Raw genomic sequence first — 25,543 nt, 5'->3', positions numbered from 1 at the left:
AAGCGATCTTTTATCAGCCGACATCATTAACAAAGGATAACCGACGCGGGCCGCGGCACGGCCGGGAGCCGGATGATGTCACGGGCTCTGTCTCGATCACCCATGCGCCGTCATCCTGGGCGACCGAAGGTCGTCCCGGGATCCATCGCAGGGAGCCGCGCTCTACGATGGATCCCGGAGCTGCGCCGCTGACGCGGCTTGTCCAGGATGACGGTGCAGGTGACGGAAAGCGATCGGAAGCCCCTGATATCGCTCGGTTCATTTCAGGTCAGCTCCTAAAGCAGGATCAATGCGGAAGGCCCGTCCCCCCGTTTTCGCATCCTGCGCTAGACCTTCTGGGCATGGACCCTGGGGAAAGCGGACGCTAAAGCTCTGCGCCCGCCTCGCCTGTCGCCGCCAGAGTCCAGTCCTTGCCTGAGCCTTTGCCATGACGAGCCATAGCTACGATGTCATCGTCGCCGGTGTCGGGGCCATGGGCTCGGCCGCCTGCTGGCACCTCGCCAGGCGCGGCCTCAAGGTGCTCGGCCTCGAGCGCTTCGACCTCGGCCATACCATGGGCTCATCGCACGGGCTCAATCGCATCATCCGCCTCGCCTATTTCGAAGGCTCGCATTACGTGCCGATCGTGCGGCGCGCCCATGAGTTGTGGCGCACCACCGGGGACGAGGCGGGGATGAAGCTCCTGCATGTGACCGGCTCGATCGATCTCGCGCCGGAGGGCGCAGGCCCGGTTGAATCCTCGCTGCAATCCTGCCTCGACCACGGGCTCGTCCATGAGCGGCTCGACGGCGCGGAGATCGCCCGGCGCTTCCCCGCCTTCCAGCTGCCGGAGGGCCATGTCGGCCTGTGGCAGCCCGATGGCGGCTTCGTCGCCTCGGAAAAGGCGATCTACGCCCATGTCGGCCTGGCGCAATCGCGCGGCGCCGATATCCGCACCGGCGAGCCGATGCTCGACTGGACCCCGACCGCGCAGGGCGGCGTCGTGGTGCGCACCGCGCGCGGCACGTACTCGGCCGGGCGATTGGTGATCACCTCGGGCGGCTGGATCGCGGACGCCGTGCCGGCGCTCGCCAGCAAGGTCTCGACCGTGCGCCAGGCGATCGGCTGGTTCACGACGCGTCGGCCGGAGCTGTTTCGCGAGGGTGCCTTTCCGGTGTTCATCCTCAGCGTCGAGGAAGGCGCGTTCTACGGCTTCCCGCTCTACGAACATCCGGGTTTCAAGCTCGGCGGCCCGCATTTCGGCCGGGAGCCGATGGATCCGCGCGACGACGACCGCACGCCCAGCCCGCGCCAGGTCGCGCTGATCCGCGAATGCCTCAGACGCTACATCCCCGACGCCGCCGGCGACCCGCTGACCCTCAAGGGCTGCGTCTACACCGTCTCGCCCGACGAGGATTTCATCATCGATGCGGTGCCGGGCGTGCCGCAGGCCGTCTTCGCCTCCTGCTGCTCCGGCCACGGCTTCAAATTCGCCAGCGCAATCGGCGAGATCCTCGCCGATCTCTCGACCTCCGGCCGATCGGCCTTCGACCTCACGCCGTTCTCGCTCGACCGCCTCGCGGACTGAGCGACAGCCGCGCAACGAAAGCCAGCCTTGGCCAGTGCAGCCACAAACCGCCGCGGCATCATCGCCATGCTGACGGCGATGTCGCTCTTCGTCTGCAATGACGCGCTGATGAAACTCGCGCGGGACGCCTACCCCGCCGGCCAGGCGATCGCATTGCGCACCGTCTTCGCGATGCTGGCGGGGCTCGCTCTGGTGCTCGCCTTCCGCGAGGGCGACAAGCTGCTGCTGGCGTTGCGCCCCGTGGTGCTGCTGCGCGGCGTGATCGAGGCCGGCGTCGCCCTGTCCATGGTCTGGGCGCTCGGCCGGCTGCCGCTCGCCAACATCACCGCCATCGGCATGGCCTCGCCCCTGATCATCGTCGTGCTTGCGGTGCTGATGGGCATCGAGAAGGTCGGCTGGCGGCGCACGGCGGCCGTCACGGTCGGGTTCTGCGGCGTGCTGATCGTCGTCAGGCCGACGGCGGAAGGCTTCAGCCCCGCCGCGATCGTCGCCCTGCTCAGCGCCCTGCTCGTCGGGTTCCGCGACCTCCTGACCCGCCGGATCGACAAGGACATCCCCTCGACCGTGGTCTCCTTCACCACGACGATGCTCGTCGGGATCATCGCCCTGGGCTATGGCATCGCCGAGGATTGGGAGCCGGTCTGGCGGCGCGAGACGGTCTATGTCGCAGCCGCGGCCGTGCTGGTCTCGGCCGGCAGCTTCTTCATCATCAGCGCCTTCCGCGACGCCGATGTCGGCGTCATCTCGGGCTTCCGCTATTCCATCGTGATCTTCGCTGTCATCATCGGCTATCTCGGCTGGGGTGAGGTTCCAGACCCCCTCGCCTTCGCCGGCATCGCGCTCATCGTCGGCAGCGGGCTCTACACGATGCACCGGCAGCGGGTGCGCCCCGATTCCAATCTCAAGATCGCCAGAGCCGAATGAACGCCGCCGCCATGCGTGCCAAGCCGACGCTGACCGTGCTGGTGGCGATCTCGACGCTGCAGCCGATCGCGCTCAACCTGCTCGCCCCCTCGACGCCGACGCTCGCCCGGCATTTCGCCGCAAGCTACGCCACGATCCAGCTCACGCTGACGCTGTTTCTCGTCGCCGTCGCGCTGATGCAGCTCGTCATCGGCCCGCTCTCGGACAGGTTCGGCCGGCGGCCTTGCGTCAATGCCGGCATCGCACTGTTCCTGCTCGGCTCCGTGCTCGGCGCGGTCTCGCACTCGACCGGCATGCTGCTGCTGGCGCGCGTGCTCGAAGGCGCGGGCGCGGGCTCGGCCTTCGCCCTGTCGCGCGCCATCATCCGCGACAGCGCCAGCCGCGACGAGGCGGCAAGCCAGATCGCCACCGTCACCATGGTGATGGTGGTGGCGCCGATGCTGGCGCCCTATCTCGGCGGCCAGATCGAGACCTGGTTCGGCTGGCGCATGATCTTCTGGTTCATGACGGCGTTCGGAGCCGGCGTGCTGCTGCTGACGATCGCAAGGCTGCCGGAGACCGCGCCCAATCTCGGCCAGCGCAGCGCGCTGCTCGGCGTCTTCCGCGCCTTCCCGCTGCTGATCGGCGACCGCAGCTTCGTCACCAATGTGATCGCGCTGTCGATGACCTCGGGGGCCTTCTTCGGCTTCGTCGCGGCGGCCCCCTTCATCGTGGTCGAGACGATGGGGCATGGGCCCGACGCCTATGGCGCCTATTTCATCCTGAACGCCTTCGGCTACATGGTCGGCAATTTCGCGATGTCGCGCCTGGCCGTGAAGCTCGGCACGAAGCGATTGATCCGCAACGGGCTGATCATCTCAAGTGTGGCGATGAGCGTGGCGCTGGCGCTCTCGCTGAGCCCGGTCTGGACGCCGCTCGCCTTGTTCCTGCCGCTGGCCTTCAACGCGGCGGGCAACGGGCTGACGATCCCCGGTGCGACGGCCGAGGCGCTCTCGGCCAGGCCCGAGCTCGCGGGTTCGGCGGCGGGGCTGATGGGTGCGATCCAGCTCGGCTCCAGCGCGCTGGCAACCATTCTCATCAGCTGGCTCGTTACACTTTGGCCGCAGGCGCTCGTCGTGATGATGTGGCTGATGATGGTGGTGGGGTTATTTGTGTTGCGTTTCAACAGGATCGCGCGCGATTGATGCAAATGATCCTTTAGTGGGAAACCCCGCCGACTGCGCCGCACAATCTTGTACTGCCCTGGACCTTGATATAACAGCGCTGCATACCCGCCATAAGCGTGACACAGGCGGGACGCTGCGCGCTTCGGGAGGATGGACGTGGAAGGACTACTCAAGGTCAGCCGCGCGATCGACACGATCAACGGCCAGATCGGCAAGAAGATAGCCTGGCTGATCCTGCTCGCCGTCATCGTCGCGACGGTCAACGCCATCATCCGCAAGGTCTTCAACGTCTCCTCAAATGCCTGGCTCGAATTGCAATGGATGCTGTTTGGCGCGGTCTTCCTGCTCTGCGCCTCCTGGACGCTGCAGGTGAAGGAGCATATCCGCATCGACATCGTGAACAGCCAGTTGCCCAAGAGCGTGCAGCGCTGGATCGACCTGATCGGCCACGCGCTCTTCCTGATGCCGTTCTGCGTGCTGATGATCTACCATTCCTGGCCCTTCTTCACCCGCTCCTATGTGATTGGCGAGCAGTCGCTCTCGGCCGGCGGCCTGCCGCAATGGCCGGCCAAGGGGCTCCTGTTCATCGGCTTCGTGATGCTCGCCTTCCAGGGCATTTCCGAGATCATCAAGCAGATCGCGATCATGCGCGGGCATCTTGAAGACGACGAGACCTTGCGCGGCCATGCCGCTGCGGCCGAGGCTGAAGCCCAGCGCCTGCTCGACCAGGCCAAGGCGCAAGGTTTGGCTTCGTGAACAACGCTGGCCGCGCAGACACCTCCAGAGACGTCCGGACCCCTTCCATGACCGCATCCCGCCTCGCGCGTGGCGCCGGCCTTCTGGTCGCGCTCACCGTCACCGCCTTCTTCAGCCTCCATACCGGTGACGCCCAGGCGGCCGGCTTCGCCGATTTCATGCGCGTCAACATGGCGCCGGTGATGTTCGCGGCGCTCGTGCTGTTCCTGCTGCTGGGCTACCCCGTCGCCTTCGCGCTCGCGGCCAACGGCCTGTTCTTCGCCATCATGGGCATCGAGCTCGGGCTGTTCCAGGAGAACTTCCTGCAGGCGCTGCCGGAACGCATCTACGGCACGATGAACAACGACGTGCTGCTGGCGATCCCGTTCTTCACCTTCATGGGGCTGGTGCTGGAGCGCTCCGGCATGGCGGAGGACCTGCTCGACACGATCGGCCAGCTGTTCGGGCCGATCCGCGGCGGCCTCGCCTATGCGGTCATCTTCGTCGGCGCGCTGCTGGCGGCCACCACCGGCGTGGTCGCGGCCTCCGTCATCTCGATGGGCCTGATCTCACTGCCGATCATGCTGCGCTACGGCTATGACCGCCGCCTCGCCTCGGGCGTCATCGCCGCATCGGGCACGCTGGCGCAGATCATCCCGCCCTCCCTCGTCCTGATCGTGCTCGCCGACCAGCTCGGCCGCTCGGTCGGCGACATGTATGAGGGCGCCTTCATTCCCGGCCTCGTGCTGGCCGGCCTCTATGCCGGCTATGTCTTCCTGGTCACGATCGTCTATCCCAACCGCGCACCCGGCCTGCCGCCGGAAGCGCAGACCCTGCGCGACTCCGACGGCCAGACGCGGCGGCGCTCGCTGCTGGTGGTGACGATCCTCTCCTTCGGCATCGCCATCGCCTATATGAAATACTTCACCAAGGTCGGCGCCGGCGCCGATTTCGTGGTGCTGACGATGTCGATCGCGGTGGGCGTGTCCTTCGTGATCGCGCTCGCCAATAAATGGCTGGGCCTGGGCCTGCTCTCGCGCATGACCGAACAGGTCGTGTTCGTGATGGTGCCGCCGCTGGCGCTGATCTTCCTGGTGCTCGGCACGATCTTCATCGGCCTCGCAACCCCGACGGAGGGCGGCGCGATGGGCGCGACCGGCGCGATCCTGCTCGCCTTCGGCAAGAAGCGCCTGACGTTCGACCTGCTCAAGCAGGCGACCGAATCGACCGCCAAGCTCTCGGCCTTCGTGCTGTTCATCCTGGTCGGCGCGCGCGTGTTCTCGCTGACCTTCTACGGCGTCAACGGCCATGTCTGGGTCGAGCATCTGCTGGTCGGCCTGCCGGGCGGCGCGACGGGCTTCCTGATCGTCGTCAACGTGCTGGTGTTCCTGCTCGCCTTCTTCCTCGACTTCTTCGAGCTGGCCTTCATCATCGTGCCGTTGCTGGGACCGGCAGCCGACAAGCTCGGCATCGACCTGATCTGGTTCGGCGTCATCCTGGGCGTCAACATGCAGACCTCGTTCATGCACCCGCCCTTCGGCTTCGCGCTGTTCTTCCTGCGCTCGGTCGCACCGAAAAACCGCTACAAGGACAAGATCACCGGGCTGCAGATGGAACCGGTCACCACCGCCCAGATCTATTGGGGCGCAGTGCCCTTCGTGGTGATCCAGTGCATCATGGTGGGCCTCGTCATCACCTTCCCGAAGATGGTGACGCACTACAAGGCGAATGCGGTCCTGCTCGACCAGAAGTCGATCGACAAGCAGTTCGACTCGATCCAGATCCCGGGCCTCGGTGGCTCCGGCGGCCTTCCGGGGCTCGACCTCAACGCCCCGCCGAAGCTCAACCTGAACTGAGGCGAACAGCGCTTCCAAAGGCGCGGCCCTCAAAACGTGGAAGGCCCCGGAGCGATCCGGGGCCTTTTTCTTGGAGACCGTCAGGACACTCCAGCCCTTGCCTGAGAAGCCGTGTAAGCGGCGTCTCGAAGGAGAGGGCTCACGGAAAAGCCAGACGGGCACTCAATCGTCATTGCGAGGAGCGCAGCGACGAAGCAATCCAGGAGGGCTCGCGCAAACCTCTGGATTGCTTCGCGGAGCCTGTACTCGGGCTTGCCGAAGGCAAGACCCGGGTGCTCGCAATGACGGATGCAGCGAAGACGCCGCTCAGTCTTCGAGCCGGGCGATCAGGCTCGAGGTGTCCCAGCGCCGTCCGCCCATCTTCTGGACTTCGGCGTAGAACTGGTCGACCAGCGCGGTGACGGGCAGCTGCGCGCCGTTGCGGCGCGCCTCCTCCAGCACGATGCCGAGATCCTTGCGCATCCAGTCGACGGCGAAGCCGAAATCGAACTTGCCGGCATTCATGGTCTTGCCGCGGTTCTCCATCTGCCAGGAGCCGGCCGCACCCTTGGAGATCACCTCCAGCATCGACTCGACATCGAGCCCGGCGCGCTTGGCGAAATGGACGCCCTCCGACAGGCCCTGGACGAGGCCGGCGATGCAGATCTGGTTGACCATCTTGGTGAGCTGGCCGGAGCCGGCGGGACCCATCAGCTTGCACATGCGCGCGAAGCTCGCGATCACCGGCTCGGCACGGGCATAGACCGCCGGGTCGCCGCCGCACATCACTGTCAGCACGCCGTTCTCGGCGCCGGCCTGGCCGCCCGAGACCGGCGCGTCGACGAAGCCGAAGCCCGCAGCCGTCGCCGCCTCGTCGAGCTCGCGGGCGACACCGGCAGAGGCCGTGGTGTGGTCGACGAAGATTGCGCCCTTCTCCATGCCGGAGAAGGCGCCGCCCTCGCCCAATGTCACCGCGCGCAGATCGTCGTCATTGCCGACGCAGGCGAAGACGATCTCCTGGCCCTTGGCCGCCTCGGCCGGGGTCGGCTGGCTGGCGCCGCCATGCTGGGCGACCCAGGCTTTCGCCTTGGCCGGGTTGCGGTTGTAGACCGTGACCTCGTGGCCCTTGGCCTTGAGATGGCCGGCCATGGGATAGCCCATCACGCCGAGACCGAGGAAGGCGACTTTGGTCATGTTTCGCTCCACTGCTTTTCTTGAAATGCCGGAACCGGCTTAGCCTGTGGCAGCCCAACTGAAAAGCATCGCGCCCGTGTCCCGCTCATGCGCGCAACGGACGCTGCATGTTGTCGCCGGCCGCCGGACCGGATAGGGCATGCGGTCATGACGATATCCAATGATGACGAGCTGAAGGACCTGCGCGAGATCAGCCGCATCGTCGCCAACACGCTGGCGGCGATGGGCAAGGCGCTCGAACCCGGCATGACGACGGCGGAGCTCGACCAGATCGGCCGCGCGGCGCTGGAAAGCGCCGGCGCCCGCCCGGCTCCCGAGCTCGCCTACAGCTTTCCTGGTGCGACCTGCATCAGCGTGAACGAGGAGATCGCCCACGGCATTCCCGGCCCGCGCCGGATCGCAGCCGGCGATCTCGTCAATATCGACGTTTCCGCCGAGAAGAACGGCTTTTTCTCCGATACGGGAGCCTCCTTCGCGGTGCCCCCGGTCTCGCGCCGCACCGAGCGGCTGTGCCGCGACGGCCGCCGCGCGCTTTGGGCCGGGCTCGGCCAGGTCGGCGCCGGCAAGCCGCTTGCGGGCATCGGCCAGGCCATCGGCCGCTTTGCGGGCAAAAACGGCTATACGCTGGTCCGCAACCTGGCGAGCCATGGCGTCGGCCGCTCGCTGCATGAGGAGCCGACCGAGATCGCGACCTGGCCGGAGCGCTCGGAGCGCCGCCTGATGCAGAACGGCCTGGTGTTCACGGTCGAGCCGTTCCTGTCGCTGGGGGCGAACTGGGCCGAGAGCGGCGACGACCCCTGGACGCTCTATGGCGAACCGCGGGCGCCGACGGTCCAGTATGAGCACACGGTCGTCGCGACCACGAACGGGCCGCTGGTCCTGACATTGCCGGGCTGACGGCCGTAGCGTCGGCGTCTCGCCTGATCAGCGCAATGCCATATGCCGGGTCAGCCTGAGTTCGACCCTGTCCCAGATGCGCCTGATCACCTCGACCAGCACGAGATAGATCAGCGCCGCATAGAGGTAGATCGTCAGGTCGAAGGAGCGGGAGAAGGCGAGCTTGGTCGCGCCCATCAGATCGTAGAGCGTCACCAGCGAGGCGACCGCGCTCGACTTGATCATCACGATCAACTCATTGCCGAGCGGGCGCAGCCCCAGGATCATCGCCTGGGGCATGATGACATGGCGCAAGGTCGCCCAGCGATGCAGGCCGAGCGAGAGCGCGCCCTCGAACTGGCCGCGCGGGATCGACTGGATGGCGCCGCGCAGGATCTCGGCCTGGTAGGCGGCGGTGTTGATGGTGAAGGTGAAGAGCGCGCAATAGAACGGTTCGCGGAAGAACCACCACAGCCCGACATCCTGCCAGAACGGGCGGAACTGGCCGAGGCCGTAATAGATCAGGAAGAGCTGGCAGAGCAGCGGCGTGCCCCGGAAGAAGGTGGTGTAGCCGTTGATCGCCATCTGCGCCCAGCGCGGCCCGTAGAGCCGCGCAATGGCGAGCCCGACGGCCAGCATGAAGCCGATCACGACGGAGATGACGACCAGCTCGGTGGTGATCCAGAGGCCGCCCGCCATGCGGCAGCCATAGTTCTGGAAGACCTCGCTGCCGAGGAACCAGCCGGGATATTCGCACCAGCTCATCGCGTCGCGCCCCCGAAGGCGGCAAAGCCGCGATTGCTGCGAGCCTCCAGCTTCGCCACGCCCCAGGCCGAGGCCAGCGAAAAGGCGAGATAGATCAGCATCGCCGCGCCGAAGAACAGGAACGGCTCCTTGGTCGTGACATTGGCGCGCGTGGTGATGAACATGATGTCGGGCAAGGTGATCACCGAGACCAGCGAGGTCTCCTTCAACAGCACCATCCAGTTGTTGCCGAGCCCGGGCAGCGCCACGCGGATGAGCTGCGGAAACACGATCAGGCGAAAGGCCTGGCTCCGGGACAACCCGAGCGCAGCGGCGGCCTCGCGCTGGCCCTTCTGGATCGAGTTCAGCGCGCCGACCCAGACCTCGCTGGAAAAGGCCGAGAGCACGACGCCGAGCGCGACCATGCCCGCGACGAAGGGCGGCATCGAGAAATTGCCGGGCAGGCCCAGGCGATGCCAGAGCTCCTGCAGCAGCACCTGGATGCCGAAATAGATGATGTAGAGCGTCAGCAATTCGGGCACGCCGCGGAAAACCGTGGCGTAGACCGTCGCCAGCCAGCGCGGAACAGCTTTCTCCGAGCGCTTGCCGAGGGCGACGATCAGGCCGAGCGCCAGGCCGAAAGGAAGTGTCGCAAGCGCGATCGAGATGGTGATGCCGGCGCCCTGGAGCAGAGGAAGCCCCCAGCCGCCGGGGCCGAAGCCGAGCAAAGCGAACTTATCGAACATGCAGCAGCCGGTGCTCGGGGCCGAAGGTGTGAGCCGGCGCGGAGAACCCGCGCCGGCCGATCAGGCCGACCCGATCAGATGATCGGGATCTTGAAATACTTGTCGGCGATCTTCTTGTGCGAGCCGTCGGCCAGCGATTCGGCGATGGCCTTGTTGAACATCTCCTTCAGCGCGACGTCTTCCTTGCGCACCGCGCCGGCGACGCCGGGGCCATGGATCGACGGATCACGGACGATCTCGCCGATCTTCTTGCAGCAATCCTTGCCCTTGCCGTTGAGGAAATCCTCGAGCGAGAGCGAGTCGGCGATGATGTAGTCGAGCCGGCCGCTGAGCAGGTCGAGGTTGGCCTCCTCCTGCGTCGGATAGGGGCGCGCGGTCGAGTCCTTGTAGACCTTCTCGACGAAGTTGGCGTGGACGGTCGAGCCCTGGACGCCGATCGCCTTGCCCTTCAGCGCAGCCGGCGAGACATCGGTCGAGGTCGTCGACTTCGGTCCGATGATCCAGATCGGGGTCTTGGTGTAGACCGTGGTGAAATCAACCCGCTTCTTGCGCTCATCGGTGGCGTTCATGCCGGCGATGATGATGTCGTATTTGCTGGCGAGCAGCGCCGGGATGATGCCGTCCCAGTCCTGGACGACCCAGGTGCATTTCACCTTCATCTTCTCGCAAAGCAGGTTTCCGTAGTCGATCTCGAAGCCTTCCAGCTCCTTCTTGGCATTGAGGTTGTTGAAGGGGGGATAGGCGCCTTCGGTGCCGATCCGGATCTCCTTCCACTCCTTGGCTTGCGCCAGAGCGCCGGTCGCGCCGACGACCGTCAACGCGGCTGCGGCGATGAAACGAACGAAACCTTTCATAGGACCTCCCACAGGTTCGGCCGGCCGGGCGTTTCGAGTTCCCTGGTCCGGCTTGTGCTCATAGATTGGGCGATCTTGCATCCTTGCCGCAAGGGGGCATGCGCGCCTTTTATGGGCCGGCCCGCTCAATTATTCCGCAGACCAATCCGCTGTTTTCATTGGGAAAATCAGCCGACCGACGAAAAACGGCCTGCTGCGTCAGCCGATGCGATGGGCGCGAGAGCGACGCGCGGCCGCACTGAGACGGTCGTCGAGGAGCGCAATCAGCCAGACGGCGAGCCCGCCCAGCGCCAGCGCGACGCCGACCCAGCCCGTCGAGGTCCAGCCATAGCCGGCCGCGATCGCCATGCCGCCGAGCCAGGGACCCAGCGCATTGGCGGTGTTGAAGGCGCTGTGGTTGAGCGCGGCGGCAAGCGTCTGCGCATCCTCGGCCACGTCCATCAACCGGGTCTGCAGCACGATGCCGAGCCCGCCGCCGCAGCCGATCAGGAAGACCACCAGCGAGATCGCCCAGATGTTGCCGGCGGCGATCGGAAACAGCGCGAGCGAACCGGCGCTCCACAGCAGCATCGCCCCGGCAGCCGGCATGGTCGCCTTGTCCGCGGCCCAGCCGCCGACGAGCGTGCCCGCCGTCAGGCCGAGCCCGAAGATGGCGAGCACCATCGGCAGCAGCGCCGGCGAAACCTGCGTCACCTCCAGCAGGGTCGAGGCGACATAGGTGTAGACCGCGAACATGCCGCCGAAACCGATCGCGCCGATGCCCAGCGTCAGCCAGACTTGCCGGCGCTTCAGCGCGCCGAGCTCGCGCAAGGGGCTGGCGCCCGGCTGCAGGCGGTCGCGCGGCACGAAGGCATAGACCAGGAGCGCCGTCGCGACCGCCAGCAGCGCCACGATGCCGAAGCCCCAGCGCCAGCCGAGAGCCTGGCCCATCCAGTTGGCGAGCGGTACGCCGAGAATGGTGGCGATGGTCAAGCCCAGCATCACGCGCGCCACGGCCTGGGCGCGCCGGTTGGGCGGGGAGAGCGAGGCGGCGACCAGCGCCGCCACGCCGAAATAGGCGCCATGCGGCAAGCCGCTGAGGAAGCGGAAGGCGAGCATCCAGCCATAGCTCGGCGCCAGCGCGCTCAGCAGATTGGCGACGGCGAAGACGCTCATCAAGCCGATCAGAAGGGTGCGGCGCGTGATCCGCGCCGCCAGCACCGCGATGATCGGCGCGCCGACGACGACGCCCAGCGCATAGGCGCTGATCACATGCCCGGCCATGGGCTCGTCGATGCCCAGCCCCCTGGAGAAGAAGGGCAGCAGGCTCATCGCGGCGAATTCGGTCGTGCCGATGGCGAATCCGCCCATGGCGAGCGCGAACAGGACCAGCGCCAGATGCGTCGACCGCTGGCCGACCGCCACGGCGATATCGGCATGGCGCGTCTCGGTCGCGGCCGTCATGGATCTCGTCCCTTCCCGATATCGGCAGTGCAGCACGCGCGCTGCAGTGCAGCATGAGTGTTACCCATGCTGCCTGCGCCGGATCAACAGGCAATGGCGGGACGAGCCATGCCTTCATCGCATGATGGGGATGTGCCTCCCGCGCCCATTGAATGACGCCGGAACCTCGACGGAGAACCCTCTCCTGTAAGGAGAGGGCAGGGTGAGGTGTAGGCCGTTATCGGGCGAGGACGAGCCCTCACCGCCGCGCACGGTTTGCTTTTCGCTTTACTGGTCGAGGGGCCGACACCTCATCCCTGCCCTTCTCACTGATCTCGGGCTTGCCCGAGATCAGCACTCGAAGTGTCGAAGTCGGGTAAACCCGACTTCGATGCAGGAGAAGGGTTCCCCGCGCCTTTCGCCCACTCATGTCAGGCCAGCCGCTCAGAATGAGGGTGCGCGGGGCAAATGCGATAGCCTCATATGCGCTGCGTGGCGCTCAGGCCGCGGCCCTCGCCCCGGCGGCCAGCGCCTCCTTGAACACCGCCTCGCAGCGGGCGAGTCCCCAGTCGAGCTCGGCGCGCGTGATGGTCAGAGGCGGGGCGAAGCGGATGACGGTTTCATGCGTCTCCTTGGTCAGCACCCCGGCCCCGGCCAGGGTCTTGACCAGCGCCTTGGCGGAAGCGACCCCGGGATCGATCTCGACGCCGACCCAGAGGCCGAGGCCGCGCACGGAGCGGGCGAGGCCCGCGCTCATCGCCTCCAGCTGCACCTTCATATAGGCGCCCTGCTGCGCCGAGCGCTCGACCAGGCGCTCCTCCTCGATCACGGCAAGCGCCTCCAGCCCGATCGAGGCGGCAAGCGCATTGCCGCCGAAGGTCGAGCCATGCGAGCCGGGCTCGAACAGGCTCATCACCGCGCGCGAGGAGAGGAAGGCCGAGACGGGGTAGACGCCGCCGCCCAGCGCCTTGCCGACGATCAGCCCGTCCGCGCGGATGCCCTCATGCTGATGGGCGAACCAGCGCCCGGTGCGGCCCAAGCCTGATTGAACCTCGTCGAGGATGAGCAGAACGTTGTGCCGGTCGCAGAGCGCACGCAGCTCCCGCAGATAGCCGGGCGGCGGCACGACGATGCCGGCCTCGCCCTGGATCGGCTCGATCAGGATCGCGGCGGTCTCGGGCGTGATCGCGGCCGCCATCGCTGCGGCGTCGCCGAACGGCACGGTGACGAAGCCCGGTGCGAAGGGGCCAAAACCGTCGCGATAGCTCTCCTCCGAGGAGAAGCCGACGATGGTCGTGGTGCGGCCGTGGAAATTCCCGGCCGCGACGATGATCTCGGCTGCACCGTCTCGAATGCCCTTGACGCGGTAGCCCCAGCGCCGCGCCGCCTTGATCGCGGTCTCGACCGCCTCCGCACCGGTGTTCATCGGCAGCGCCATCTCCTGCCCGGAGACCTCGCAGAGCTTGGCCAGGAACGGGCCGAGCGGCTCGGTGTGGAAGGCGCGGCTGGTGACCGCGAGCCTGCGCGCCTGCTCGGAGAGCACCTTCAGGATGCGCGGATGGCCATGGCCGAGGCTGACGGCGGAATAGCCGCTCATCATGTCGAGGCGGCGGACGCCGGTGGTATCGGTCAGCCAGACGCCCTCGCCATGGGAGAGCATGATCGGCAGCGGCGCGTAATTCTGCGCGCAGACGGCCTGTTCCCGGTCGATGGCGTCCATGGCGGCTCTCCCTGGCAAAGGATGAGGATAGGCCCATCAGAGCAGCCGAACATGCTCGGGAAACGGGAGGAATGCAGCCGAATCTGTCGTTCAGGCGACAGAACCGGGCGGCCAGGCTATCGCATCTGGCTCCACAGCCCTCATCCTGAGGAGCGCTTCCGCAGGGAGCGCGTCTCGAAGGATGCTCCAGAAGGCGTTTCCGGAGCAAACTGCAGCATCCTTCGAGACGCAGCCTCCGGCTGCTCCTCAGGATGAGGGCTCAAAAATCCAGATGCGATAGCCCTGGGACCGGGTGGCCAGGCTCGCCGCCACGCCGCGACGAGGCTATAGCCGTGCCTGCCCTGCCGCGAGACCTGTGCCGAGAGACCTTTGCCGTGATCCCCTGGACCCTGATCGACAGCGCGAAACTGCCCGGCCAGGGCGAGCTCAGGCTGAAGCGACGCGGCAGCGAGTTCTCGATCATGCTCGGCACCAACGAATTGATGAACAGCCGGCTCAGCGGCTCCGAGGAAGCGCTCGCCACGCTGGCCTGCGCGCGCCTTCGGGATGCGCCGCATCCCCAGTTCCTGATCGGCGGGCTCGGCATGGGCTTCACGCTGCGCGCGGCGCTTCAGGTTCTCGGCCCCGGCGCCAGGGTCGAGCAGGTCGAGTTGGTGCCCGAGGTCGTCGCCTGGGCGAAGGGGCCGATGGCGGAGGTCTTCGCGGGCTGTCTCGACGATCCCCGCGTCAGCGTGACGGTTGCCGATGTCGGCGCCGTCATCGCCGCCGCGCCGGCGCGCTACGACGCCATCCTGCTCGATGTCGACAACGGCCCGGAAGGGCTGACCGTGCCCAGCAATGACGGGCTCTACAGCGAGGCGGGCCTGGATGCCGCGCGCCGCGCCTTACGCCCCGGCGGCGTGCTTGCCGTCTGGTCGCAAGGGCCGGACCGCCGCTTCACGCAAAGGCTGCGGCAGGCGGGTTTCTCGGTGGAGGAGAAGACGGTGCGGGCCAACAAAGGCCGCAGCGGCGCGCGGCATGTGATCTGGCTGGCGGCGCGGCGCTAGGGCTCTGCCGGAAGCCGTCATACAACCGCCGGGCAGCGGGCGTTCTCAAGCAGAAAGCGCTGTCCCAAGGCGGTCGCCGCGACCATCACGCTGCAGCCCGGCGCCTGGGTTCTCGCCACATAGCCGCGATCGACGGCATCCTCCCAGATCGACAGCCGCGGGCAGGATGTCCGCCAGGTCTCCATCACCTCGGAATAGGATCGCGGTTCGCGCGCGACCCATTCGACAAGATCAAGCAGAAGGGGGTCGTTTACATCGGCCATAGCCAACTCCATGGCGTCCGACGTCGGATCAGATCCGTTCCCTCGCGACCAGAAGCCTCGATCGGACAGGTCGCAGTTTAAAGATTGGGCAAGCCTTCGTCCAAGGCCGCGGCGCGCGGCAGCAATGCGTCTGCATCATCGACGCCTTCGACCAGGATGAGATCGCGCGTCAGCGCTGCCTCGCGAAAGGCGAGCGCTTCGGCATAGAGCGGCGAGCCGTACCAGGCCCGCGCGGTCGCGGCATCGGCGAATTCGGCGATCACGATCGCGCTCGGCCGCCAATCGCCCTCCAGCACGCCGATTTCGCCGCCGCGCACGAGATAGCGCCCGCCGAAGGCCGCGATCGACCGGGCCGCCAGCTCCCGGTAAGCCGCCAGCGCCTCGCCCTCCCGGAGGGTCACGTCGGAGATCACATAAGCGCGCGCCATGCCGCGCTCCTTTCCGGGTGGATGAGGTGCTCAGAGCCGGTTTGGACCCTCCAGCCCTCATCCTGAGGAGCCGCGAAGCGGCGTCTCGAAGGATGCTCCAGATGGTTCCCGAGCCTCCTGGAGCCTCCTTCGAGACGCGCTCCTACGGAGCGCTCCTCAGGATGAGGGCTCGGGTGGTTTCCAGACAATCTCTCAGGCCTTTTGCCCGAGCGCGGCGATGATGTCGGCGCTGCTGCGGATGCGCGAAACGCGCGGCAGCGTCTTCGCCAGTGCGAATTCGTGCATCTCCGCGCCAAGCGAGGTCGATGCATCCTGCGCGACGATGACGGCGTAGCCATGCTGCCAGCCATCCCGTGCCGTCGATTCGACCCCGAAATTGGTGGCGATGCCGCCGATCACGATGCTGGTGATGCCGCGCCGCCGCAATTGCAGGTCGAGTTCGGTGCCGAAGAAGGCGCTCCATTGGCGCTTGACGATGCGGACCGTGGCCGGCAGCGCGGCGATCTCGGGCGCCAGCTCGGACCAGCCCGGAGGTGGCCCCCCGGCCGGCAACTGCATGGGCATGTCGACGGCCTGCGCGAGCCGGTCGCCGCCATCCCCGGAGAACGCGATCGTCACGGTCACGATCGGCGCTCCAGCGGCCAGGAAGGCTTGTCCGAGCCGCTGCGTCGCCGTGACGAGCGCGGCACGGTCATAAGGTGCCAGCGGCATGGCGAGCGTGCCGTTCTGGACATCGATGAGAATGAGCGCGGTTTTGCCAGGGTCGAGATGAAAGGTCATGGTGGTCTCCGGAAGCCGGGGCGTCGCGCTCGGGCAGATATGAGCCGGGCGGCGCTCATCAATATGAGGCAACCCTCACATTTGTGATTTATGAGAATGGACTCACAAAAGTCAAGCGCAGGCGTGAGCAAGACCGCCAAGATCACCAAGACGCCCAGCCGCGGGCGGGGCGTGCAGCGCGTCTCGGCCCTGCTCGACGCCGCATCCGCCGTGTTCGCCGAGGCCGGATACGAGGCTGCGACCACGACCGAGATCGCGCGGCGCGCCAACGCCTCGATCGGCTCGCTCTATCAGTTCTTCCCGACCAAGGAGCATCTGGCGGCGGCGCTGCACGCCCGCCATCTCGACAGCCTTGCCGCCGTCTTCGACAGTCTCGCCGCCAAGGCCCAGGGCGCGGCAAATGAGCACGGCGCGGCGAGCGACGGGATCATCGACGAGCTGTTCCAGCGCCTGCTGGTCTATCTCGAGGCCAATCCGGCCTTCCTCGTGCTTGGCGAGCGCCGGAGCCTCGATCCGGCGGTCAAGAAGCAGGCGCGGGCGCGGCTGCGCGGCGGCATTGCCGGCCTGCTGCAGACGATCGAGCCGCCGGTGCCGCGCGAACGCATAGCGCCACTGGCTGCCGTGATCCTGCATCTGATCCGCATGGCGGCGATGCTGCGTGCCGATGATGATCTTGCCATTCGCGACCCTGCGGTCGCGGAGCTGCGCGAGATGCTGCGGCGGCATCTCGCTGCGACGCAGGTGATGGCTTGTCCATGGGCGAAGGCCTTGCACGCAGGCTAAGGATCGACCGGGTGGCTCGCCGCAGGGCCGCATGCGACTATGGCACCGCCCTGTCGGCTTGCGGCCTTCATTCCAGCCCGCAAAGCCCCTCGCATGAATTGACCGAGAGCGCCGTGACGACTGCCTTCAACGGCGCCTGCACGGCGGGGCTGAGCGTCGGGAGCGCGGATTGGACTGTTGCGACGAGTGCGAGGCGGTCGCCGCGCGTCGTGCCCTTGGCCAGCGCCACGGCGTTCTCGGCAAGGCCATTCGCAAGCGCGTGCTGATTCTGCGGGGTCAAGCCAGGGCTGCGGAGCGCCAGCGTTGCCGAGTTGACGATCTCCAGGAAGCCCAGGCGCATCATGCGCAGCCCCTGGCGGCGCGCATCGTTCATCTCGTCGGGCTTCAGCCGCGTGATGAAATCGGCCACCGCCGGCATTGCAGCGGCAATGACCTTGATCAGGAAGACATGCGCGCGGGTGATCTCATCCTGGAACAGCATCGCGTTGCGTGCAGTGTCCGGCTGCTGGGCCGGATCGGCGGAAAACAGCGCATAGGCCTTCAGAACCTGCGTTTCCTTCTCCAGGATGCCGAGCAGCAGGGGAATGTCGTTCGATGTATAGGGCGGCCGGCCGAGGATGACAGGGGCGTTCCACAGCGCTCCCAGCACCTTGGCGTCTGCGGGATCGCTCCATCGCGGCAGGCTTCCGTTCGCCCGTCTCTGACGCGTCAGCGCGTCCATGGCGGAAAAAGCCGCGTTCAATTGGGCCGGCCCCGATGCCGGCACCTCCGCCCACGCCTTCCAGCCGGGCGCGCCCAGCAGCGAAGCGAGCAGCAGGAATTTGATCGGGAAGGATAATTTCGCTGTCATCGCGTCTCTCGTCATCTCATCTCGCTCCGTCGCGGAGGCATGATCGGCGCGCTAATCCTCGCCCAGCGGATAACCCTCGAACTCCTTCAGCGCCTTGAGCGCGAAGGTGGTGGCGATCCTGGCCACGCCGAGTTGCGCGTCGGCGAGCCAGGCGCCGGTCAGTTCCTCATAATCAGCCAGCGAGCCCGCCACGATGCGGGCGAGATAGTCGGCCTCGCCGCTGACGACCTGGACCTCGACCACGTCGGGACAGCTTTTCAGCACCTTCTCGACGCGCTCGCGCCGGCCGACCGAGTGGTCGCGCAGCGAGATCTGCGCGAAGGCGACGATGGCGTGGCCGGCAAGCTCCGGCGCGAGGCGTGCGCCATAGCCCCGGATCAGGCCGGACGTCTCCAGCTTGCGCACGCGCTCGAGGCAGGGCCGGGCGGAGAGCCCGACCCGCTCGGAGAGGGCCTGGTTGGTGATGCGCCCCTCCTCCCGCAGGACCGCGATGATCCGGCGGTCGATCGCGTCGAGCGTCGGCGTCTTGCGCTTCACGGCCTGCCCTTGCCCGCGGCGCGGGCTTCCGCGATCAGGCACAATTCGGTGAAGAGCACCTGCGCCGCGCATTGGGCCGTGTTGGAGGTCGCGTCATATTGCGGTGCGACCTCGACCACGTCGGCGGCGACGATGTTTGAACCCTTGAGCCCGCGCAGGATGGCGAGCGCCTCGCGCGGGGTGAGCCCGCCGACCTCTGGCGTGCCGGTGCCCGGCGCAAAGGCCGGATCGAGCGAATCGACATCGAAGGAGACGTAAGTCGGCCCGTCGCCGATGACGGCAAGCGCCTTGGCGATGACGGCGTCGAGCCCGAGCGCGTCCACCTCATTGGCATGGATCACGGTCATGCCGCTCTCATAGGAGAACTCCCAGAGATACTCGGCCCCGCCGCGGATGCCGATCTGGATCACGCGGTCGGGATCGAGCACGCCGTCGAGGACCGCCTGCCGGAACGGGCCGCCATGGTGGAATTTCGAGCCCTCATAGGGTCCCGACGTGTCGCAATGGGCGTCGATATGGACCATGCCGAGCGGGCGCTTCTCGCCGACCGCCCGCATGATCGGATAGGTGATCGAATGATCGCCGCCGACCGCGAGCGGCGAGACGCCGGCTGCGACGATGGTCTTGAAGGTCGCCTCGATGTCCTCATGGCAGCTTTCGAGCGAATAGCGCGAGCGGAACGGCACGTCGCCGATATCGGCCGCCTTCAGCATGCCGAAGGGGGCGGTGCCCAGGACATGGTCCATCGGGCCCATGCGCTCGACGGCGCGCACGGCGCGGGGCCCGAGCCGCGTGCCGGCGCGGTTGGTGACGCCGAGATCCATCGGCAGGCCGATGATCGCGACATCGAGACCGCCGAGATCGGGCAGGCCCAGCGCGTCGGGCCGATAGGGCGCGCTGATGAAGGTGGCGACGTCGGAGAAGGGCCATTTGCGCTTGTCGCCCTTGAACTGGTCGGCAGCGACCTTGGCGAAGCGCGGATCGTGGATATCGGCCCCGCTCGCGCCGGCATAGCGCGCTCTCAGCTGGCTGAGTTTATCCTGGTCCAATTTGTCCCCGGCCATGTCGCGCGCCTTTCGCATTTCGTCCGCATGAGATCGGGCGGAGGTTGACCGCATGCGTGAAAAGTTTCATGCGCTCCCGGCGCAGCCGTGCCATGTTCCAGGCGCAATTGTCGAGCCCGCAGGATGGCTCGACGGTCACAGGATGTTTGGGGAGATGTGCGTGAAAAACGTGCAAGTATAGGGCCGCACACAAGAGCGCGTTGCACCAAAGAACAATGCGCCCGGCCTTGATGATTGCTGCCGCCAGCCATCATTGTCCTGAAACACCGCAGGATGGGGCAAAACCCGTCTGCGCATCATTTTGCTGAAATCCCGGAGGAGATGTTCCACATGAAGCGTCGTCAATTCATCCAGACCGCCACTGCCGGCGCAGCCGCCGCGGCGGTCGCCATGCCGGCCGTGGCGCAGTCCAACCCCGAAGTGAAATGGCGCCTGGCGTCGAGCTTCCCGAAGTCGCTCGACACGATTTATGGCGCCGCCGAGGTCATGGCCAAGATGGTCTCCGACCTGACCGACGGCAAATTCCAGATCCAGGTCTTCGCCGCCGGCGAAATCGTGCCCGCGCTGCAGGCGGCCGACGCCGTGACCAACAACACCGTCGAGATGTGCCACACGGTGTCGTATTACTATGTCGGCAAGGATCCGACCTTCGCGATCGCGGCCTCGGTGCCTTTCGGCCTCAATGCGCGCGGCCAGAACGCCTGGCTCTACCAGGGCGGCGGCAACGAGCTGTTCAACGAGTTCTACAAGAAGTTCAACATCTACGGCCTGCCCTGCGGCAACACCGGCGCGCAGATGGGCGGCTGGTTCCGCAAGGAGATCAAGACCGTAGCCGACCTGCAGGGCATCAAGATGCGCATCGGCGGCATCGCCGGGCAGGTGCTGCAGAAGCTCGGCGTGGTGCCGCAGCAGATCGGCGGCGGCGACATCTACCCGGCGCTGGAAAAGGGCACGATCGACGGCGCCGAATGGGTCGGCCCCTATGACGACGAGAAGCTCGGCTTCGCCAAGGTGGCGCCGTACTACTACTATCCGGGCTTCTGGGAGGGTGGGCCGACGGTTCATGCCTTCGTCAACCTGGAGAAGTGGAATTCGCTGCCCAAGGCCTACCAGGCAGCACTGACCGCCGCCTGTACCCATGCCAACAACTGGATGGCGGCGAAGTACGACGTCGTGAACCCGCCGGCGCTGAAGCGCCTCGTCGGCGCCGGCACGCAGCTGCGCCCGTTCTCGCAGGAGATCCTGGAGGCCTGTCTCAAGGCCTCGAACGAGCTCTACGCCGAGATCTCGGCCAAGAACCCCGACTTCAAGAAAGCGATCGAATCGATGGCCGCTTTCCGCGGAGATCATTATCTCTGGTGGCAGGTCGCGGAACTCACTTTCGACGTCTTCCAGGTGCGCACGCGCTCCCGCTGAGGCCAGCGCCGCGCTCCGGCGCGGCGTTTGCACGGCCACCACGATTCGTCCTTAAAGCCCGGCAGGTTGCCGGGCTTTTTTCATGTTCCCTGATCGCGCCGACGCACTGGTCTGCCCCTGCCCCACCGGAAACGCCGACTCTTGCGCGCAAAGGTGGTGGATTCTAATGCAGCCATGTCATTTTTGCATGAACGCCATGCTTTTTCGCTTGCACTAGCGAAAAGACCTGCTTTGTTTGTGGGAACGCGAAGACTGGACGAACCGGCACGCGCATCGTCTTTGAGGGAGGACAGGTCCATATGAAGCGTCGTCAATTTCTGAAGACGGCAGGAGCCGGTGCCGCTGTCGGCATAGGGGCCGGCGTGATCGCGAGCCCGGCCATCGCGCAAGCGATGCCCGAGGTGAAGTGGCGCGTCACCTCATCCTTCCCGAAATCGCTGGATACGATCTATGGCGCTTCGGAAGTGATGGCCAAGGCCGTCTCGGAAGCGACCGACGGCAAATTCCAGATCCAGGTCTTCGCCGCCGGCGAGATCGTGCCCGGGCTGCAGGCCGCAGACGCCGTCACCAACGGCACCGTCGAGATGTGCCACACCGCGTCCTATTACTATGTCGGCAAGGATCCGACCTACGCCTTCGGCACCGCCGTGCCCTTCGGCCTCAACGCCCGCCAGCAGAACGCCTGGTTCTACCATGGCGGCGGCATGGAGCTGCTCAACGAGTTCTACAAGAAGGCCAATATCTACGCCCTGCCCGGCGGCAATACCGGCTGCCAGATGGGCGGCTGGTTCCGCAAGGAGATCAAGACCGTCGCCGACATGCAGGGCGTCAAGATGCGCATCGGCGGCTTCGCCGGGCAGGTGATGAGCAAGCTCGGCGTGGTGCCGCAGCAGATCGCCGGCGGCGACATCTATCCGGCGCTGGAAAAGGGCACGATCGACGCGGCCGAATGGGTCGGTCCCGCCGATGACGAGAAGCTCGGCTTCAACAAGGTCGCGCCGTTTTATTACTATCCGGGCTGGTGGGAGGGCGGCGCGGCGCTGCATTTCTTCATCAACACGGCGAAATGGGACGCCTTGCCGAAGCTCTACAAATCGGTCCTGACCACGGCCGCTGCACTCGCCAATATCGACATGCAGGCCAAATACGACGCGCGCAACCCGGCCGCGCTGAAGCGCCTCGTCGGTGCGGGCGCGCAGTTGCGGCCCTTCTCCCAGGAGATCATGGAAGCCTGCCTCAAGGCCTCGAAGGAGGTCTATGCCGAGACCTCGGCCAAGAACGCCGATTTCAAGAAGATCTACGAGGCGATGTCAGCCTTCCGCGGCGACGAGTATCTCTGGTTCCAGATCGCCGAATATTCCTATGACAATTTCCTGATCCGCGCGCGCGCGGCCAATCAGCTCTGAAAAGAGCGACCGGCCAGTTTTCTGGTCCAACTCGAAGCCTGACGAACCCCGGCCTTGCGGCCGGGGTTTTTCCTTGATCAAGAGGCTGCGGCCATGGCTTCGCCGGAATTCTGTCGTTACCATCGTCGCATGGCGCATCCGAAGGTCCCGACCGTGCTGATCCGATTCCTTGCACTTGCGACGCTCGTGGTCGCGGCCGTTCCTGCCATGGCGCAGGTCATCGGCGAGCCGATTCCGGGCCAGAGCACGACGACCTCCAAGGCGACGCCCTGGCGGCCTGCCAAGACGGCCCGGCCCTGCCCCGAATACGGCCCGGGTTTCGTGCGCATGGAAGGCAGCACCGCCTGCGTGCGTCTGGGCGGCTCGGTCGCGGTCGAATACGGCGTCCGCACGGGCGGCCGGAGCGGCTCGGCGGCGACGGGCGGCGTGCGTCTCGAAACCCGCGACCAGACGACGCTGGGTCCGGTGCGCACCGTCATCCAGGCCAGGGGCCGCGTCGACCGCGGGCTCGACGGCTACACTTACGGCTATCGCTGAGCTGGCGGGGACACCGGCGCATCCTGCTCTCATACCAACGGCGTTTGCCCTCGACTGCTGGCTGAGGCTCCCCCATCATTCCGGGGCGATCCGAAGGATCGAGCCCGGAACCCAGAACCGATACCGCTGCTTGAGAAGGCACGGGTCGCCGGCTCGCTTCACGAATATCCACAACGGTTCTGGGTTCCGGGCTCACGCCTCCGGCGTGCCCCGGAATGACGGCGGAGGATGACGCCATCGCTCAGCGCTGAAGGCCGTCAGTTTAACTCGTCGGGACGAGCCGCGCGATCTCGGCGCGCAGGACCGGCACCAGTTCCGCCTCGAACCAGGGGTTGCGCGTCAGCCAGGCATTGTTGCGCCAGGAAGGATGCGGCAGGGGCAGCACGCGCGGCATGACCGGCCGCTCCAGGATTGCCCGCCAGTTCGCCATCGTCTGTGAGAGCGTCGCCCCCTCGCTCGGCCCCAGATGCCAGGCCTGGGCATAGCGGCCGATCGCCAGCACCAGCTCGATCTCCGGCAGCGCCGCGAAGACGCGGGCGCGCCAATGCGGCGCGCATTCGCGGCGCGGCGGCCGGTCCCCGCCCTTGGCATCGAGACCGGGGAAGCAATGCCCCATCGGCACGATCGCGACCCTGGCCTCGTCGTAGAAGGCGGCCTCGTCGAGCCCGAGCCAGTTGCGCAAACGCACGCCGGAGGGATCGGTGAAGGGCCTGCCGCTGGCATGGACGCGCGTGCCCGGCGCCTGCCCGGCGATGCAGAGCCGCGCCGTCGCGCTCGCCTGGATGACCGGGCGCGGCTCATGCGGCAAGGGCGGCGAATAAAGCGGCGCATCGCGGCAGATCCGGCAGGCGCGCAGATCCCGCAGCACCGCCTCGAGCGGCTCGGCCGGGCTCACCGCCGCGCCAGGCGGGAGCGGCCGGGCGCGCGCGAGATCAGCCCGTCGCAGGTCCATTGCGCAGCGCCGGCGCTGAAGCCGTGCGGATCGCCGGGCTCGATGGTGGCGATGCCGTTGATGCGCCCGCTCGGTCGGCTGCGCAGCACATAGAGCCGGCCGCTCAACTCCACCGTGAAGCAATAGGTCCGGCGCGTCTGTGTCGGTCCGTAGTAGTAGCAGACCGCATCCGCCGTGGTGATCCAGCAGGCGTCCGTATTGGCGACATTGCGGTTGTGACCGCTGGCGCGGCCGTCGGGATGGTGGAATTCGCTGAAAGGCAGGTTGTTGCCGGAATAGCGGCCGCTCACCGTATTGCCCTCGAAGGCCTTGCGGATGGCGTCGCCGCTCAGGCGCTCGGCGGCATGGCCGACGGCACCCGCGCAGACCGACAAAGCCACGACCAGGGCAGTGCGGACGAGCCGCCGCATCATCGCGACGCGAACCGGCGCCGCGACATCGGCAGGGCCGGCGCCCGCGAGATCAGCCCGTCGCAATACCAGGGCGCGCCATTGTCGCTGTGCTTGCGCGGATTGCCGAGTTCGACCGTCGCAAAGGCATTGATCTGGCCGTTGGAGACGTTGCGCAGCACATAGAGCTTCTCGGTGGCCTCGACCGTGAAGCAATGCACCGTGCGGTCTGTCGGCGGGCCGTAATAATAGCAGACCTGATCCTCCTTGGTGATCCAGCAGGCGTCCTTGTTGGGCTGCCAGCCATTATGGCCGAGCGCGCGGCCGTCCGCGTCATGATATTCGGTGAAGAAGCCGCCATTGGTATAGCGGCCGCTGACCGTATTGCCCTCGAAGGCGCGTTTGATCGCCTCGCCGCTCAGGCGCTCGGCGGCGGAGACGGGAGATGCCAGCGCCAGAGATGCCAGCGCCAATTTTGCCAGCGCCAACCCTGCCCACGCCGAGACGACGATCACGCGCATTCAGGCCTTCCAACTCGGGCGAGCCGAGAGCTCGGCGTGCCAGCGGCGGATATGGACGAAATCCTCGGGCAGCGAAATACGCGAGGGCTTCATGAAATCGATCGCGACGCCGGCCGTGATGTCGGCCACCGTCAGGTTTTCACCGCAGACGAAGCGGTTGCCGGCGAGCTGGAGCTCGAGGATCCAGAGATGGTCCTCGATCTGCTCGCGATTGGCCTCGGCCCATTCGGGGACCTGCTCCTCCAGCTCCGCCATGGACGGGTGGCTGTGGCGGAAGATCGCGGTGACGCTGTTGAACAGGCCGAGCTCGACGCGGCGGTTCCACATCTCGGTCAGCGCCTGCTGCTTCGGATCGGCCCCGAACAACGGCGGCTGCGGATGCAGGCTCTCGATGTAGCGGCAGATCGCGATGGTCTCGGCCAGCGCGGTGCCATCGTCGAGCACGAGCACCGGCAGCCGCTGCAGCGGGTTGATGCGCGTGAAGCTTTCGCTCCTGTGCTCCTTCTTGGCGATATCCACCGGCACGAGCTCAGGCAGAGGCACGCCCTTCTCGGCGAAGAAGATCCGCACCCGCCGTGGATTGGGCGCCCGCCCGCCATCATAGAGCTTCATCGAAGACCTCTCCCTTTTGCGGGCCGACCCGACCATGGCGAGGCCTTTGCGGTCAACAGGATGACGTCATTTCATGATCGATGTTTGGCGATGACGATCATGGGCGATGCCCGAAAGCGAGCCTCGGCTGGACGTGCTGGATGACATGGGGGCTCCATGCCGGCTTTACGGAGAAC

The 25,543-nt window shown here is 66.6% G+C and carries 27 protein-coding genes; 11 read left to right on the top strand and 16 right to left on the bottom strand.

What is annotated here, in order from left to right; all coding sequences use genetic code 11:
• The first annotated feature begins 427 nt into the window (after positions 1-427).
• The 5 genes from solA to CYD53_RS22075 all read left to right on the top strand — a co-directional run bounded on the left by solA (position 428) and on the right by CYD53_RS22075 (position 6,248).
• Entirely contained in the window at positions 428-1,567 is a 1,140-nt protein-coding gene (gene solA / locus CYD53_RS22095) for an N-methyl-L-tryptophan oxidase (RefSeq protein ID WP_103720245.1), read from the top strand.
• A gap of 27 nt (positions 1,568-1,594) precedes the next feature.
• On the top strand, positions 1,595-2,491 hold the full coding sequence (locus tag CYD53_RS22090; protein ID WP_103720244.1) for a DMT family transporter: 897 nt from the start codon (positions 1,595-1,597) through the stop codon (positions 2,489-2,491).
• An 11-nt stretch (positions 2,492-2,502) separates the two neighbouring features.
• Positions 2,503-3,675 carry a multidrug effflux MFS transporter gene (locus CYD53_RS22085; RefSeq protein WP_210202407.1) on the top strand — a complete coding sequence of 391 codons (1,173 nt, stop codon included), beginning with the start codon at positions 2,503-2,505 and terminating at the stop codon, positions 3,673-3,675.
• Positions 3,676-3,813: 138 nt separating this feature from the next.
• A complete protein-coding gene (locus CYD53_RS22080) occupies positions 3,814-4,413 on the top strand; it encodes a TRAP transporter small permease subunit (RefSeq protein WP_103720242.1) in 600 nt (199 codons plus the stop codon).
• A 170-nt stretch (positions 4,414-4,583) separates the two neighbouring features.
• Positions 4,584-6,248 (top strand): TRAP transporter large permease, encoded by a 1,665-nt coding sequence (locus CYD53_RS22075; RefSeq protein WP_103720266.1) that lies wholly within the window; start codon positions 4,584-4,586, stop codon positions 6,246-6,248.
• Positions 6,249-6,554: 306 nt separating this feature from the next.
• On the opposite strand, the gene CYD53_RS22070 is transcribed toward CYD53_RS22075, so the two are convergent.
• Positions 6,555-7,421, bottom strand: a complete 867-nt coding sequence (locus CYD53_RS22070) for an NAD(P)-dependent oxidoreductase (RefSeq protein ID WP_103720241.1) — start codon at positions 7,419-7,421, stop codon at positions 6,555-6,557.
• Between the two features lie 147 nt (positions 7,422-7,568).
• On the opposite strand from CYD53_RS22070, the gene map reads away from it, so the two are divergent.
• Positions 7,569-8,318, top strand: a complete 750-nt coding sequence (map, locus tag CYD53_RS22065; RefSeq protein WP_103720240.1) for a type I methionyl aminopeptidase — start codon at positions 7,569-7,571, stop codon at positions 8,316-8,318.
• Between the two features lie 27 nt (positions 8,319-8,345).
• Here the strand turns inward: map and CYD53_RS22060 are convergent, their stop codons facing one another.
• The 5 genes from CYD53_RS22060 to rocD all read right to left on the bottom strand — a co-directional run bounded on the left by CYD53_RS22060 (position 8,346) and on the right by rocD (position 13,783).
• Complete coding sequence (locus CYD53_RS22060; protein WP_103720239.1) at positions 8,346-9,062, bottom strand: ABC transporter permease; 717 nt, start codon at positions 9,060-9,062, stop codon at positions 8,346-8,348.
• Positions 9,059-9,787 (bottom strand): ABC transporter permease, encoded by a 729-nt coding sequence (locus CYD53_RS22055; protein WP_103720238.1) that lies wholly within the window; start codon positions 9,785-9,787, stop codon positions 9,059-9,061. Before CYD53_RS22055 ends, CYD53_RS22060 begins: the two co-directional genes overlap by 4 nt.
• A 74-nt stretch (positions 9,788-9,861) precedes the next feature.
• A complete protein-coding gene (locus tag CYD53_RS22050) occupies positions 9,862-10,641 on the bottom strand; it encodes a transporter substrate-binding domain-containing protein (RefSeq protein WP_103720237.1) in 780 nt (259 codons plus the stop codon).
• Between the two features lie 198 nt (positions 10,642-10,839).
• Entirely contained in the window at positions 10,840-12,084 is a 1,245-nt protein-coding gene (locus CYD53_RS22045) for an MFS transporter (protein WP_103720236.1), read from the bottom strand.
• A gap of 478 nt (positions 12,085-12,562) precedes the next feature.
• A complete protein-coding gene (rocD, locus tag CYD53_RS22040; protein ID WP_103720235.1) occupies positions 12,563-13,783 on the bottom strand; it encodes an ornithine--oxo-acid transaminase in 1,221 nt (406 codons plus the stop codon).
• 374 nt (positions 13,784-14,157) lie between these two features.
• On the opposite strand from rocD, the gene CYD53_RS22035 reads away from it, so the two are divergent.
• Positions 14,158-14,829 (top strand): spermidine synthase, encoded by a 672-nt coding sequence (locus tag CYD53_RS22035; RefSeq protein WP_103720234.1) that lies wholly within the window; start codon positions 14,158-14,160, stop codon positions 14,827-14,829.
• A gap of 17 nt (positions 14,830-14,846) precedes the next feature.
• Here the strand turns inward: CYD53_RS22035 and CYD53_RS22030 are convergent, their stop codons facing one another.
• The 3 genes from CYD53_RS22030 to CYD53_RS22020 form a co-directional block, all read right to left on the bottom strand.
• Complete coding sequence (locus tag CYD53_RS22030) at positions 14,847-15,092, bottom strand: hypothetical protein (protein ID WP_103720233.1); 246 nt, start codon at positions 15,090-15,092, stop codon at positions 14,847-14,849.
• Between the two features lie 77 nt (positions 15,093-15,169).
• Positions 15,170-15,520 carry a DUF1330 domain-containing protein gene (locus tag CYD53_RS22025; protein WP_103720232.1) on the bottom strand — a complete coding sequence of 117 codons (351 nt, stop codon included), beginning with the start codon at positions 15,518-15,520 and terminating at the stop codon, positions 15,170-15,172.
• 192 nt (positions 15,521-15,712) lie between these two features.
• Positions 15,713-16,300, bottom strand: coding sequence for an isochorismatase family protein (locus tag CYD53_RS22020; RefSeq protein WP_103720231.1), 588 nt, complete (start codon positions 16,298-16,300; stop codon positions 15,713-15,715).
• Positions 16,301-16,423: 123 nt separating this feature from the next.
• Between CYD53_RS22020 and CYD53_RS22015 the strand changes: the two genes are divergently transcribed.
• Complete coding sequence (locus CYD53_RS22015) at positions 16,424-17,083, top strand: TetR/AcrR family transcriptional regulator (RefSeq protein ID WP_181011975.1); 660 nt, start codon at positions 16,424-16,426, stop codon at positions 17,081-17,083.
• A 67-nt stretch (positions 17,084-17,150) separates the two neighbouring features.
• Here CYD53_RS22015 and CYD53_RS22010 read toward each other — a convergent pair whose 3' ends face one another.
• Genes CYD53_RS22010 through speB form a run of 3 tightly spaced genes read right to left on the bottom strand, consistent with a single transcriptional unit; the run spans position 17,151 to position 19,534 of the window.
• Positions 17,151-17,933 carry a hypothetical protein gene (locus CYD53_RS22010; RefSeq protein WP_103720229.1) on the bottom strand — a complete coding sequence of 261 codons (783 nt, stop codon included), beginning with the start codon at positions 17,931-17,933 and terminating at the stop codon, positions 17,151-17,153.
• Positions 17,934-17,984: 51 nt separating this feature from the next.
• On the bottom strand, positions 17,985-18,470 hold the full coding sequence (locus CYD53_RS22005) for an Lrp/AsnC family transcriptional regulator (RefSeq protein ID WP_181011974.1): 486 nt from the start codon (positions 18,468-18,470) through the stop codon (positions 17,985-17,987).
• On the bottom strand, positions 18,467-19,534 hold the full coding sequence (gene speB / locus CYD53_RS22000; RefSeq protein WP_103720228.1) for an agmatinase: 1,068 nt from the start codon (positions 19,532-19,534) through the stop codon (positions 18,467-18,469). The genes CYD53_RS22005 and speB overlap by 4 nt, the downstream gene beginning before the upstream one ends.
• A 330-nt stretch (positions 19,535-19,864) precedes the next feature.
• On the opposite strand from speB, the gene CYD53_RS21995 reads away from it, so the two are divergent.
• The 3 genes from CYD53_RS21995 to CYD53_RS21985 all read left to right on the top strand — a co-directional run bounded on the left by CYD53_RS21995 (position 19,865) and on the right by CYD53_RS21985 (position 22,893).
• Complete coding sequence (locus CYD53_RS21995; RefSeq protein WP_103720264.1) at positions 19,865-20,950, top strand: TRAP transporter substrate-binding protein; 1,086 nt, start codon at positions 19,865-19,867, stop codon at positions 20,948-20,950.
• 299 nt (positions 20,951-21,249) lie between these two features.
• On the top strand, positions 21,250-22,356 hold the full coding sequence (locus CYD53_RS21990; RefSeq protein WP_103720227.1) for a TRAP transporter substrate-binding protein: 1,107 nt from the start codon (positions 21,250-21,252) through the stop codon (positions 22,354-22,356).
• A gap of 93 nt (positions 22,357-22,449) precedes the next feature.
• Positions 22,450-22,893, top strand: a complete 444-nt coding sequence (locus CYD53_RS21985) for a porin family protein (RefSeq protein WP_146055971.1) — start codon at positions 22,450-22,452, stop codon at positions 22,891-22,893.
• Between the two features lie 262 nt (positions 22,894-23,155).
• On the opposite strand, the gene CYD53_RS21980 is transcribed toward CYD53_RS21985, so the two are convergent.
• The 4 genes from CYD53_RS21980 to CYD53_RS21970 are packed head-to-tail and all read right to left on the bottom strand — an operon-like array spanning position 23,156 to position 25,367.
• Positions 23,156-23,845: a uracil-DNA glycosylase family protein gene (locus CYD53_RS21980; RefSeq protein WP_103720225.1), complete on the bottom strand. Its 690-nt coding sequence runs from the start codon at positions 23,843-23,845 to the stop codon at positions 23,156-23,158.
• Positions 23,785-24,321: a hypothetical protein gene (locus CYD53_RS30000; protein WP_146055970.1), complete on the bottom strand. Its 537-nt coding sequence runs from the start codon at positions 24,319-24,321 to the stop codon at positions 23,785-23,787. Before CYD53_RS30000 ends, CYD53_RS21980 begins: the two co-directional genes overlap by 61 nt.
• Entirely contained in the window at positions 24,255-24,755 is a 501-nt protein-coding gene (locus tag CYD53_RS21975; protein ID WP_103720224.1) for a hypothetical protein, read from the bottom strand. The genes CYD53_RS30000 and CYD53_RS21975 overlap by 67 nt, the downstream gene beginning before the upstream one ends.
• Positions 24,756-25,367 (bottom strand): glutathione S-transferase family protein, encoded by a 612-nt coding sequence (locus CYD53_RS21970; RefSeq protein WP_103720223.1) that lies wholly within the window; start codon positions 25,365-25,367, stop codon positions 24,756-24,758.
• Positions 25,368-25,543 lie beyond the last annotated feature (176 nt).

It is taken from the genome of Allobosea psychrotolerans (assembly GCF_002917105.1).
Classification (GTDB): domain Bacteria; phylum Pseudomonadota; class Alphaproteobacteria; order Rhizobiales; family Beijerinckiaceae; genus Allobosea; species Allobosea psychrotolerans.
The sequence above is the reverse complement of the archived record's forward strand: the minus strand, read 5'-3'. Positions and strand labels throughout refer to the sequence as shown.

Bases quoted from the DNA above. Each gene is read 5' to 3' on its own strand.
- CYD53_RS22075 (WP_103720266.1), top strand. From the start codon at position 4,584: ATGGCGCCGGTGATGTTCGCGGCGCTCGTGCTGTTCCTGCTGCTGGGC.
- CYD53_RS22030 (WP_103720233.1), bottom strand. From the start codon at position 15,092: ATGGCCGATGTAAACGACCCCCTTCTGCTTGATCTTGTCGAATGGGTC.
- CYD53_RS22050 (WP_103720237.1), bottom strand. From the start codon at position 10,641: ATGAAAGGTTTCGTTCGTTTCATCGCCGCAGCCGCGTTGACGGTCGTC.
- CYD53_RS21990 (WP_103720227.1), top strand. From the start codon at position 21,250: ATGAAGCGTCGTCAATTTCTGAAGACGGCAGGAGCCGGTGCCGCTGTC.
- CYD53_RS21970 (WP_103720223.1), bottom strand. From the start codon at position 25,367: ATGAAGCTCTATGATGGCGGGCGGGCGCCCAATCCACGGCGGGTGCGG.
- map (WP_103720240.1), top strand. From the start codon at position 7,569: ATGACGATATCCAATGATGACGAGCTGAAGGACCTGCGCGAGATCAGC.
- speB (WP_103720228.1), bottom strand. From the start codon at position 19,534: ATGGCCGGGGACAAATTGGACCAGGATAAACTCAGCCAGCTGAGAGCG.
- CYD53_RS22020 (WP_103720231.1), bottom strand. From the start codon at position 16,300: ATGACCTTTCATCTCGACCCTGGCAAAACCGCGCTCATTCTCATCGAT.
- CYD53_RS21995 (WP_103720264.1), top strand. From the start codon at position 19,865: ATGAAGCGTCGTCAATTCATCCAGACCGCCACTGCCGGCGCAGCCGCC.
- CYD53_RS22060 (WP_103720239.1), bottom strand. From the start codon at position 9,062: ATGAGCTGGTGCGAATATCCCGGCTGGTTCCTCGGCAGCGAGGTCTTC.
- CYD53_RS22045 (WP_103720236.1), bottom strand. From the start codon at position 12,084: ATGACGGCCGCGACCGAGACGCGCCATGCCGATATCGCCGTGGCGGTC.
- CYD53_RS22010 (WP_103720229.1), bottom strand. From the start codon at position 17,933: ATGACAGCGAAATTATCCTTCCCGATCAAATTCCTGCTGCTCGCTTCG.
- CYD53_RS22085 (WP_210202407.1), top strand. From the start codon at position 2,503: ATGCGTGCCAAGCCGACGCTGACCGTGCTGGTGGCGATCTCGACGCTG.
- CYD53_RS21975 (WP_103720224.1), bottom strand. From the start codon at position 24,755: ATGCGCGTGATCGTCGTCTCGGCGTGGGCAGGGTTGGCGCTGGCAAAA.
- CYD53_RS22055 (WP_103720238.1), bottom strand. From the start codon at position 9,787: ATGTTCGATAAGTTCGCTTTGCTCGGCTTCGGCCCCGGCGGCTGGGGG.
- rocD (WP_103720235.1), bottom strand. From the start codon at position 13,783: ATGGACGCCATCGACCGGGAACAGGCCGTCTGCGCGCAGAATTACGCG.
- CYD53_RS22070 (WP_103720241.1), bottom strand. From the start codon at position 7,421: ATGACCAAAGTCGCCTTCCTCGGTCTCGGCGTGATGGGCTATCCCATG.
- CYD53_RS21980 (WP_103720225.1), bottom strand. From the start codon at position 23,845: ATGGACCTGCGACGGGCTGATCTCGCGCGCGCCCGGCCGCTCCCGCCT.
- solA (WP_103720245.1), top strand. From the start codon at position 428: ATGACGAGCCATAGCTACGATGTCATCGTCGCCGGTGTCGGGGCCATG.
- CYD53_RS21985 (WP_146055971.1), top strand. From the start codon at position 22,450: ATGGCTTCGCCGGAATTCTGTCGTTACCATCGTCGCATGGCGCATCCG.
- CYD53_RS22025 (WP_103720232.1), bottom strand. From the start codon at position 15,520: ATGGCGCGCGCTTATGTGATCTCCGACGTGACCCTCCGGGAGGGCGAG.